The 11,145-nt window shown below is 56.9% G+C and carries 9 protein-coding genes; 3 read left to right on the plus strand and 6 right to left on the minus strand.

The annotated features are described in order from the left end of the window. Nucleotides 1-229 precede the first annotated feature (229 nt). Nucleotides 230-2,638 (minus strand): glucose/quinate/shikimate family membrane-bound PQQ-dependent dehydrogenase, encoded by a 2,409-nt coding sequence (locus HDC32_RS30810; protein ID WP_184746580.1) that lies wholly within the window; start codon nt 2,636-2,638, stop codon nt 230-232. A gap of 244 nt (nt 2,639-2,882) precedes the next feature. On the opposite strand from HDC32_RS30810, the gene HDC32_RS30815 reads away from it, so the two are divergent. Beyond that, on the plus strand, nt 2,883-4,184 hold the full coding sequence (locus HDC32_RS30815) for an Nramp family divalent metal transporter (protein ID WP_074846027.1): 1,302 nt from the start codon (nt 2,883-2,885) through the stop codon (nt 4,182-4,184). A gap of 49 nt (nt 4,185-4,233) precedes the next feature. Here HDC32_RS30815 and HDC32_RS30820 read toward each other — a convergent pair whose 3' ends face one another. The 5 genes from HDC32_RS30820 to HDC32_RS30840 form a co-directional block, all read right to left on the minus strand. Further along, nucleotides 4,234-5,277, minus strand: a complete 1,044-nt coding sequence (locus HDC32_RS30820; protein ID WP_064052580.1) for an LLM class flavin-dependent oxidoreductase — start codon at nt 5,275-5,277, stop codon at nt 4,234-4,236. 339 nt (nt 5,278-5,616) lie between these two features. Next, nucleotides 5,617-6,054, minus strand: coding sequence for a response regulator (locus tag HDC32_RS30825; RefSeq protein ID WP_131698794.1), 438 nt, complete (start codon nt 6,052-6,054; stop codon nt 5,617-5,619). A gap of 2 nt (nt 6,055-6,056) precedes the next feature. Beyond that, nucleotides 6,057-7,343: an ATP-binding protein gene (locus HDC32_RS30830; RefSeq protein WP_259244495.1), complete on the minus strand. Its 1,287-nt coding sequence runs from the start codon at nt 7,341-7,343 to the stop codon at nt 6,057-6,059. A gap of 53 nt (nt 7,344-7,396) precedes the next feature. Further along, on the minus strand, nt 7,397-8,008 hold the full coding sequence (locus HDC32_RS30835) for a chemotaxis protein CheC (protein WP_184746584.1): 612 nt from the start codon (nt 8,006-8,008) through the stop codon (nt 7,397-7,399). Then, nucleotides 8,008-8,367, minus strand: coding sequence for a response regulator (locus tag HDC32_RS30840; protein ID WP_184746586.1), 360 nt, complete (start codon nt 8,365-8,367; stop codon nt 8,008-8,010). The genes HDC32_RS30835 and HDC32_RS30840 overlap by 1 nt, the downstream gene beginning before the upstream one ends. Nucleotides 8,368-8,956: 589 nt before the next feature. Here HDC32_RS30840 and HDC32_RS30845 point away from each other — a divergent pair. Both HDC32_RS30845 and HDC32_RS30850 read left to right on the plus strand, forming a co-directional pair. Beyond that, a complete protein-coding gene (locus HDC32_RS30845) occupies nt 8,957-10,009 on the plus strand; it encodes an HD domain-containing phosphohydrolase (RefSeq protein WP_184746588.1) in 1,053 nt (350 codons plus the stop codon). Nucleotides 10,010-10,172: 163 nt separating this feature from the next. Then, nucleotides 10,173-11,072, plus strand: coding sequence for a CHASE domain-containing protein (locus HDC32_RS30850; protein ID WP_184746590.1), 900 nt, complete (start codon nt 10,173-10,175; stop codon nt 11,070-11,072). Nucleotides 11,073-11,145 lie beyond the last annotated feature (73 nt).

The raw sequence follows: 11,145 nt of genomic DNA on the forward strand, positions 1-11,145 counted from the left end.
TTGGCAGTGACGGACCGCAGACTAGCCAGCGATTCCAACAGGCACAAGGCCGGCAGGGATTGTCTAGGAAACGTCCTGCAATTAAAAGCGACCCGACTTGCTGGCCCTTTACAAACCATGACCAAATGCCACTAACGATGCCGCTCAACTATTGAAATGCAGGCGATGTGTGAGGGGGCTTGTTGCCGATGCCGGAGCGCGGTGCAGGGGCACCGCGCGGACAGAGGGGTTATGGCAGGGCGTAGGCGATCACGTAGTCGCCACGGTCGGTGGACTGGCGCGCACCGCCGGCGGTGACGACGATGTACTGCTTGCCGGTTTTCGGCGAAACGTAGGTCATCGGGCCGCCCTGGCTGCCGACGGGCAGGCGGGCCTTCCAGATTTCATCACCGTTGCCGCTGTTGAAGGCGCGCAGGTAGAAGTCCTGGGTGCCGGCGATAAAGATCAGGCCGCCCTGGGTCGACAGGGTGCCGCCGAGGGTCGGCAGACCGATCTTGATCGGCAGGTGCATGCGGATGCCCAGCGGACCGGTGTCTTCAACGGTGCCAACCGGCACTTGCCATGCGACTTTCTGGGTCTTCATGTCGATGGCGGTGAGGGTGCCGAACGGCGGCGCCTGGCACGGAATGCCGGCCACCGACAGGAAGCGGTTTTTGTTCACCGCATACGGCGTGCCCTTGAGCGGGACCGCGCCCATGCCGGTGTTCAGCGCTTCGCCACCGGACGAAGACTGGGCCTTGTTCTGCGACGGCACCATCTGGATCCACAGGCCCAGGCGCATGTCGTTGACGAAGATAAAACCATGCACCGGGTCGGTGGAAATACTGCCCCAGTTCATGCCGCCCAGGGAGCCCGGGAAGCTCAGGGATTTATCGGTGCCCGGCGCGGTGTACAGACCGTCGTAGCGCATGCCCTTGAAGTCGATGCGGCACAGCAACTGGTCGTACGGGGTGGCGCCCCACATGTCCGACTCGCTCAGGGTCTGCGCGCCGATCTGCGGCATGCCCACGGATTTCGGCTGGGTTGGCGAGTAGGGTTCGTTGGGGATGTTCGCGGCTTTGACCGGGACTTCCTTGACGTCGGTCAGCGGCTGGCCGGTGGCGCGGTCGAGCACGTAGATCTGCCCGGCCTTGGTGCCGATTACCACCGCGGGTACCGCCTTGTCGCTGCCCGGTGGGGTGAAGTCGATCAGGCTTGGCTGCATCGGCAGGTCGAAGTCCCACAGGTCATTGTGGACGGTCTGGTACACCCACTTTTCAGCACCGGTGGAGGCATCCAGCGCCAATACCGAAGCGCCGTATTTATGGTTGAGCGGGGTGCGCTCCACGCCATAGATGTCGGTGGACGAGCTGCCCATCGGCAGGAAGACCGTGTTCATCAACGGATCGTAGGACATCGGCGCCCAGCTGTTGGGGGTGCTGCGCACATAGGTGCTGCCGGCGGCCGGTGCTTGTTTGTCTTCAGGGTTGCCCGGGTCGAAGGCCCAGCGCATTTGCCCGCTGATCACGTCAAAGCCACGGATCACGCCGCCGGGCATATCGGTTTGTACGTTGTCGGCCACGCGACCACCGACCACCACGGTGGTACCGGCGATCAATGGCGCGGAAGACAGCTGGTAGTAGCTGTCCGGCACATTGCCCAGGCCGGCTTTCAGGTCCACCTGGCCGTGGGTGCCGAAGTCTTCGCAGAATTTACCGGTGTCGGCATCTACTGCGATCAGGCGCGCATCGATGGTGTTGGTCAGCAAGCGGCGCTGGCATTGCGCACCGGCTGGAACGCTGGCGGCAATGATCGGCGAGCTGTTGGGCTGGCTCGGTTGGGCAATCGGCGCGGTGGCGTCGAAATACGCCATGCCCCGGCAACGCTGCCACACCGCCGACTTGGCGTTGACTTCGTTCTTCCACAGCTCTTTGCCGGTGTCGGCGTCGAGGGCGATCAGGTTGTTGTGCGGGGTGCAGATAAACACCTTGTTGCCGATCTGCAGGGGCGTGAGCTGGTCTTCGGCGCCATTGCCGTCGCTGAGAGCCACGTCACCGGTGTGGTAGGTCCAGGCCACTTTGAGCTGGTTGATGTTGTCGCGATTGATCTGGTCCAGCGCGGCGAAGCGGCTGCCACCTTCGGTGTTGCCGTAGTGCGCCCAGTCCTTCTGCGCGTCGGCGGCGGCCACGGGCGTGATGCCTGGGCCTGCACCGGTTGGGGCGACACTGGGGTGGGCGACAAACATATTGCCCGCCGCCACTGCCACGCCCACCGCCAACACGGCGGCAACGCCATAGGCACCGCGCGCAGGTCGGCCCGCCAGCAGCGGATACACCAGCGCCACCACCAGGCCGATGACCGCGAACATGAACAGCCGCGAGAACAGCGGCCAGAACACCAGGCCCACATCCGCCACCGCCCAGATGGCCGTGCCGATCAGGAACGCCGCGAACAGCCATGCACCTGCGGTCTTTTGCCGGGCAATCAGCAGGCCGGAAACCGCCATGGCCACGCCGCCGATCAGGAAGTACCAGGAACCGCCGAGGCTGACCAGTTTGGCGCCGCCAACGGCCAGCGCGAGGCCGAGCAGGGCGATGATCACGCCCAGACCCAGGAGTAAGAATCTAGAGACGCCAGTGGCGCGCGATGCTCGTTTCATGTCGAAAGGACTCGAGTGAGAGAGGGCAAAGACGCGATTTTAGCAAGATAAGTAACCAGATAGTACATTTTGCCGTGTGCACAGCGATCCAATCCTCTTTCTGTGCGGGCAATCAGCACTCAAGGGGAGGCGCCCGCCAGGAAACATTTATTAATAAATACGCGCGCTGATTGGTTGTACGACGTCATATCAACTGTGTTCGACTATCTCCGCTCTCACAAAAAAAACAACGGAGACTCCCCCTATGACCGATTTCCCTTCGATAGAAGGCAAGTCTGCCGCACCCGTAAGCGGCCATGTTGTACGACTACTCAAGCTATTAGGCCCAGGCGTGATAGCCGTCCTGTCTTGGCTGGGTGCCGGCGATTTGATTACTTCCTCCGTTGCCGGCGCCAATTACGGCTACGCCATGATGTGGGTGCTGGCAGTTTCTCTGCTGCTCAGGTACCTGATCGTCAACATCATTGCGCGCTTTCAGCTGTGCAATAACCAAGGCATGACGATCCTTCAGGGTTATGCCCAGTTGAACCCGTTCTTCGCCTGGTTCCTGCTGGTGTATGCGCTGCTGATGGGGCATTTGATGAATGCCTACATGATCAAGGGTGCGGGTGAAGCCCTGGCCATGCTGTTCAAGACTGACTACGCGCTGCTGTGTTCGGTGGCGGTGGTGTTGGCGGTGTGGCTGCTGGTGGGGCGCAATATCTATTCGATGATCGAAGGCGTGATGAAAGGCCTGCTGGCAATCATGACCCTGGCGTTCATTGCCTTGGCGGTGATGTCCGGGCCGGATATGGCGGGCATTGTCAAAGGGACTATCGGTTTCAGCATTCCGCCGGATGAGGGCGTACACGGGGCGTTGCTGGTGGCTGTCTCGGTGATCGGCGCGGTGGCGGGCTCGATTGCTAACTTCGTGCACCCTTATGTCATGCGCCAGAAAGGCTGGGTCGGCCCACAGCACAAGCGCATCCAGCGTAACGACCTGCTATTCGCCGTGTTCGTCGGCATTGTGATCAACCTGGCGATCTGGATTGTGGGCGCCGAAATCCTGCGGCCCAACGGTATTGAAGTGAAGACCTTGGGCGACCTGGGCAAGGCGCTCGAAATCTTCTTCGGGCCGATCGGCTGGTACATTTTCTTTATCGGTGTATTCGCTACGCTGTTTGCCAGCATCTCCGGCAAAACCACGGCCTTCCCGATGCTGATCACCGATGCCTTCCAGCACGTTCGGCCTGGACGCCGTGAGCGTTACGGCAAAGAGTTCCACCATGACCCGATGCACAAGTGGTTCATGTTGTTCATTCTGGTGACCCCGCTGATCTGGTCGCTGCCGGGCATGCCGGACTTTGTCACGCTGACCATCGGCGTCAGCGCGTTGAACATCATTGGCTTGCCGGTAATTTCCCTCGGCTTGCTGATTATGTCCAACCAGAAGTCGCTGCTGAGCAAGGAATACCGCAATAACCTGTTCGAAAATATTGCGCTGCTTTTCGCCACGGGGCTGGCGCTGTGGGTCGCGTTCCAATTGGGTGTCGAACTGTTCAGTTGATGCCGGGCGGGCAGGCGTCGCACCTGTTTGGCGCGACGCCTGCAAGCAATCAACGAAACGCCGGCACCACCTGCTCGATAAACAGCGCCAACGACTTCTTCTTCTCGGCATGGGGCAGGCTGTTGTCGCACCAGAAGCTGAACTCATCCACGCCCAGTTCCTGGTAGTAGCGGATGCGCGGGATGATTTCTTCGGCGGTGCCGATCATCGCGGTCTTGTGCAGGCTGTCCAGTTCGAACTCCGGGCGGGCGGCGAATTTTTCTTCCGGGCTCGGTGCCAGGAAGCCATTCACCGGCACCTCTTTATTGCCGAACCAGGCATCGAAGGTGCGATAGAACTTCGAGATCGCCTTGGCCCCGACTTTCCAGCCGTCCGGATCATCGGCGGCATGCACGTGGGTGTGACGCAGCACCATCAGTTGCGGGCGCGGTACGCCGGGGTTGTTGTCGAGGGCGGCCTGGAATTTGTTTTTCAGGTCGAGGACTTCTTCGTCGCCCTTCATCAGCGGCGTGACCATCACGTTGCAGCCGTTGGCGACTGCGAAGTTATGCGAGTCCGGGTCGCGGGCGGCGATCCACATCGGCGGGTTGGGCTGCTGGATCGGCTTGGGCACGCTGGTGGAGGTGGGGAATTTCCAGATGTCGCCGTCGTGGGCGTAGTCGCCTTTCCACAACGCACGCACCACCGGCACCATCTCACGCAGCGCCTGGCCGCCGCTGGAGGCGGGCATGCCGCCGGCCATGCGGTCGAATTCGACCTGGTAAGCGCCACGGGCCAGGCCGACTTCCATGCGCCCGTTGCTGATCACGTCGAGCAAGGCGCATTCGCCCGCCACCCGCAGCGGGTGCCAGAACGGCGCGATGATGGTCCCGGCGCCCAGGTGAATGGTGGTGGTCTTGGCCGCGAGGTAAGCCAGCAGCGGCATCGGGCTCGGCGAGATGGTGTATTCCATGGCGTGGTGTTCGCCAATCCATACGGTGCTGAAACCGCCGGCCTCGGCCATCAGGGTCAGTTCGGTCAAGTCTTCGAACAACTGGCGGTGGCTGACACTTTCGTCCCAACGCTCCATGTGTACGAACAGGGAAAACTTCATGACGCTTACCTCGGATCTATTGTGATCGGCCTGTCGACTGCGGGCCCTTAAGTGCTCTCGCCAATGTGAAGCATGCCAGTGATGATGGCTGTTCGGCGGATTGATTGTTGGTATACCATAATACGGAATATCCGCAAAACTTTTCTCTCCAACGGTTGCATCTGTACCTCACGACCAAGGCGGGCAGTGGTTCAAACGTGTTGTCTCGTCATGGGTTTGCACGATGCCTGGAGCGCAGGCGTGGTCAGCCCGTATGTGTCAGGAGGGAGCAACGTCGATGCCGATCAAGTCCGGTGAGTATCGGTTGCGGGCCAGTGATGATCAGCGGCGCAGTGCGAGTCATCCGCTGATGAGGTCCTGCGGATTGTCACGCTCGCGAATTACTCTCTGCGCTTCCAGAGCCTGATCAAGGCTGAGCGTTAGCTCCTCATCATTCCAGGGTTTGCTGATGTAGCGGAAAACGTACCCCTCGTTGATCGCCTGCGTGATCATGCTCATGTCCGCATAACCCGTCAGCAAGATATTCATGCAGGCCGGATTGCGCTTGTGCACCTCGCGAAGCAGCGTTGGACCGTCCATGAACGGCATGCGTGCATCGCAGATGATCAAGTCGATAGCGTGCTGTTCGAAGAGAGTCAGCGCCTGGGCGCCACTCGTTGCCAGAAGCAAGTCGTAAGGTTTTGCGCGCAGCAAGCGTCGCAGGCTGTTGAGTATGCTTTCTTCATCATCCACGAGCATCACGGTGTGGCGTTTTACGCTATGAGAGATAGTGTCCATGATCAGCATCCTTCACTGGCGAAGAGAGAGGGCGCCTGTACCGCGGGCTGGCGTAGGGGGAGCCACGCGCGCAAGCAACTGCCTCTACCGGGCTTGCTTTCGACGGTAAGCCTCCCATGGTGCTTGACTATGATGCTGTACGACAGCGACAGGCCGAGGCCCGACCCCATGCCCACCGGTTTGGTGGTGAAGAACGGTTCAAATATTCGGCTTTGGATTTCAAGGGGGATGCCATGACCGTTGTCGGCGATCTCGACAAATACCCCGCCGTCTTCACGCCCACTTCTGATCGTGATTTCTCCGTCAACGCCCACAGCATGGCTTGCGTTGATGAGCAAGTTCATAAAAACCTGATTGATCTGTGAGCCCATGCATTCGATGGGCTCGATATCCCCATAGCACTTAATCACCTGGGCCTTGAACTTGATCTCGTTCCAGATAACGTTGAGGGTACTGTCGAGCCCCTTGTGCAGATCGGCCAACTGCCATTCGTAACTGTCGACATGGGAGAACTCACGCAGGTCCTTGACTATGCGGGTGACCCGGTCAAGCCCGTCGGCCGACTCGGCCAGCAGGTCGTCGATGTCCTGGCGCATGAAGGTGTAATCCATCTTGTCCCGCATCACCGCAAGCTCGGGATGAGCACTGGCATGCTTGTCATCGGTCGCCTGTTCATGGGCCTCGAGCAGCGCGAAGATGTCCACGAGGTAACGACGCAGGCTGTTGACGTTGGAACAAACAAAGCCAATCGGGTTATTGATCTCGTGGGCCACCCCCGCAGCCAATTGCCCGATCGCCGCCATCTTCTCAGACTGCAGCAACTGCGCCTGGGCATCTTCAAGCCGCGCGATAAGCAGTGCCTGGGCGCCCTTTTCTTCTTCCAGCAACTGGTTGAGGTGCGTCAACTCAAGTTGTCGGGCAGCAGTGTCGGTCGTATCACTGATGGCCAGGCCCACGCCAAGGTTGCTGCCATCGGCATCCTGCACGGGGAAAAACGTGCAGTTCTGATACATGAGCCGGACCATGCCACTGATGGGCCGGGTGCTTTCGAAATTGAACAGGTGCGGTCGTTGCTGCCACGAAGTGAAAGCAAAGTTTTGCAGAGTCATGACGCTGTTGATCTTCTGCCGGGTCCAGACTTCCGGCAGTTCCGGAAAAGCTTCGAACAGCGTACGGCCGATCAGTTCTTCAGCGCTGCGGCCGCTGTTGATGGACATAAAGTGATTGGAGAACAGCACCTTGCAGTCCTGGTCGACCAGCAGCACGCCCATGTTGATGGCCTTGAGCATCGACTCAAGGGTTTCCCGGGAGATTGCCTTATTGTCTGTCATGGGAGCCCCCTTCAAAGCTCGTCCAGCAAACGATCAATGGCCCGAACGACAACGCCTGCTGTACGTTCAGTGATGCAGATCAGCAGGTCGCAGGAGAATTGATGAGCCTGAACCTCGAAACGGATTTCCAACACCATCGCAAGGTGTTCATTCAGGTTCAATTCATCCAGTGCGCTCGCCGATTCTTCTCTGTGGACCAGAATCGACGGCGCGTCGTAGCTCACTTGTATCGCCACCTGCTTGGCCAGGCCGCTGATGCAGGCACCGGACAGAATGTTGGTGACATCCAGCATCAGCTCTTCCTGTTGCGCAGGGTCGCCGTCGTTGTAGCCCAGCAGCTCGGCGAGCTTGTCGGCTCCCATCGAGCCAAAGCCCACGAACACCTCTCCGCGCAATTCACCCAGGAAAGACTGGCGGGTGACGATCTTGAAGCTTTGGCGCAGATGGTCCGGAATCGCCAGGTTATTCTGTTCCCGGATCAGCGGATGAATAAAAGGAACCGAAAGCGTCACCATGGTATTGGTCAGCAGGGCCAGTCGCTCGGCCGCTTGTCCCATGGCGATATTCATCAGTTCCTGCATGGCATCACGTTGGTCTTCGGTGAGCGCGGCCAAGGTTTCCATCAAAGTACTCCTATGACGTGCAAAGCACTGAGTACGGCTTCTGAAGTAACCGGCTTGGCGACGAATGCAGCCGCGCCGAGATCGGATACGCGCTGCCTGGCCAGGGGCTGGATGTCTGCGCTGATCACCACCACGACCACATTGGCGTCTTCACGCTTGAGCGCCTCAAGGGTCTGGAAGCCATCCATGACCGGCATCGTCAGGTCGAGGAAAAGCAGGTCCACCAAACCGGCGTGATAGGCCTCCATCACTTCGGCACCGTTACAGGCCTGGCGAACGTCCTCGGTCAATGATTCCGGGAGGGCACGCAAGACCATCTTGCGGGACATGGATGAGTCATCGGCGATTAAAACTTTCATGATGAACTCCCTATTTTTGAATGTGTTGTGCGGCTTCATTCGAAGCCGGAGAAACCAGGATTTCTTTAAGTCTTTTATTCACTCTAGCGCGCAGCATGGCAAAGAGCCATCAGAAGGTACTGGTAGTAGGGTAGTCATTTGCGAAGTTTGTAGGGATTTTCCTACGAGACGGTCGGGTCATGTTTCAGGCCGCCGTAAGCTGCACGATGATGAAAAAACTCACGGGTAAACCAGAGAATGCAGTTCGTCACTTTTTCCGTATAAAAAACCCATAAGGCATGAAAAAAGGACATAAAAAAAAAGCCAACCTACTTTTATTTTCTATTAAGATGAGATCAAAGGGCCATCACTCAAGTAAAGCTGACCTCAGGCGATTAAAATATGAAATAAAGCGTCGAATTGCGCACATATGCAGAGAAGGTGTCTACTGCGCTTGCAGTCAACTGACGACAACAACGCTCCTAAAAAAGGGCACCGTCCGTTATTGTAATGTTACTTAAGCACGCGGTTTCATTGGGTTTCAGACGCCTCGGATCAAAAATCTTGAAGTTGGCTTTGCCCGGGTGTCGGATCAAGAAGTGGTGGGTATATGTTCTCAAGCGTAAGCGCTGAAGCTGAAATCGTCATTATCGATGACAGTTTGACCAATTTGATTTTATTGAGCTCTTGCCTTAAATCCTTTGGGCTAAATAAAGTCCGGATTTTTTCCGACTCTGCGGAGGGCCTGGAATGGTTGATGAATAACCAGTGGAACCTGGCTCTGCTTGACCTGAGTATGCCATCTCCTGATGGCTTTGAAGTACTTGATTGCCTTAGCCAGCGCAATCGCGCTGAATACCCCATTATCATCGTGACCGCCCTGAATGATCCAGAGAGTCGTCGAAAGGGGCTTGAAAGAGGGGCTAATGATTTCATCTCAAAACCTATTGACCTCCCTGAGGTATTACTCAGAGTCCGCGGTTGCCTGGAGTTGGCAGAAGCATCAAGAGTGCTGCGTAATGCTAATGCGGAGCTTGAGCGCAAGGTGGAAGAGCGAACGGCACAACTTGAAGACAGCTACAAGGCGATTATCAATAGCCTGACCAGAGCCGCCAGTTATCGCGATGATGATACGGGTGAGCATATTCAACGCATTGGTGAGTCGGCGGCGATCCTGGCAAAGGCCATCGACATGCCTACGGCGTGGTGTGATTTGATTCGCATGGCTGCTCCCATGCATGACGTCGGAAAGATTGGTATTGAAGACGCTATCTTGCAGAAACCCGGGCCCCTCACCGATGAGGAGCGCAAGTCCATGCAGAGACACGCACGTATTGGCTATGACATTCTGTTGGATCCTAACCGGTCTGCGGTGACTGATATGGCCGCAGAAATAGCCTTGGCCCACCATGAACGTTGGGATGGTCAAGGATATCCTAATGGTTTAAAGGGCGATGCCATTCCTCTCAGCGCACGAATAGTTGCAATTTGTGATGTTTACGATGCACTGAGAATGCCCCGCCCTTATAAAAAACCGTGGAGTAAAGAGGACGCTCAACATTATATTCGGGATCAGGAGGGAACCCATTTTGATCCTCACCTCGTGAAGGTATTTTGCACCCTGTTCGATTCTATCGAGGCGTTGCGTGATTTAAAAAGTTGAGTCCCGTTTTAGTGATCAAGCTTTTTTATAAAGCTGAATGCAATACCTCCTGAGTCATGAAGATTGTTGAACAAGTTTGGTGAGCGTTACGTGCTTTTCAGTAAGATGAAATAAGCCCTGATGAGTCCTCCTTTGCCATGTTGTGAGACATAGGAATTATAAGATGGAAGACTTTCGACGGCAGGGAGCGTTAAGGCGAATACACCATTCTGCAGTGGTCATTTTTCCTGTTGTGCTGCTGGCTATGGGGTTATTCATAACGGCTGCACTCTGCTTATGGGGTATCGAGCGCAACCGGCAGAGCACTGCTGAAGCGATGGTTGCTGCGACTCAACAAACCCTTGAGGCGATCGAGTTTCAGCTACAGCGCTACCATTACGGCCTCCACGGTGCCCGTGGGGCCGCACTGGTAGCCGGTGAGCACACCCTGACGCGAGACAAGTTCAGGCGCTACATTGAGAGTCGTAACCTGGCAGTCGAATTCCCTGGTGCTCGAGGCTTCGGTTTTATACGACGTGTACCTGAATCGGAGGAAAGTGCTTTTATAGCGAGCGCACATCTAAATGGCATTTCCGATTTTTCTATTCGGCAGCTATCTCCTCATGCGGGTGAGCGTTACGTCATTCAATATGTTGAGCCACTGGAGAAGAACCGCCAGGCGATTGGGTTGGACATTGCGTCCGAGATCGACCGTAGGGAAGCTGCGCAGAGTGCCATGCGCAGTGGTGAAGCCAGGCTGACGGCGCCTATAACATTAGTTCAATCGACTGGCGTACCCCATCAGTCCTTTTTGTTCTTAATGCCAATTTACCGTACCGCAAGTACACCTGCGACGGTCTCGGAAAGAGTAGAAGCTACTTATGGTTGGGCTTATGCAATCCTGAGCATCCAGGACGTACTAAGTAGCAGCGGGCTCAACCTTCAGCATGCCAAACTGGATCTACAGGACGTGACAGCCGATAGCGGGCCTAACACTTTTTACGCCACAGCCGCACCTCAAGGAAATCCCCCGGCACTGGATAGTTATTCGAAAACTCATACTGAATCGCCCCGGATTCTCTAGACACCTTGCAAGCTCATTGCATAACGCTTTTCAAACTCTACCGGTGACAGCTGATTGTTGAAACCATGGCGGC

The organism is Pseudomonas sp. JAI120 (genome assembly GCF_014207255.1).
GTDB lineage: Bacteria > Pseudomonadota > Gammaproteobacteria > Pseudomonadales > Pseudomonadaceae > Aquipseudomonas.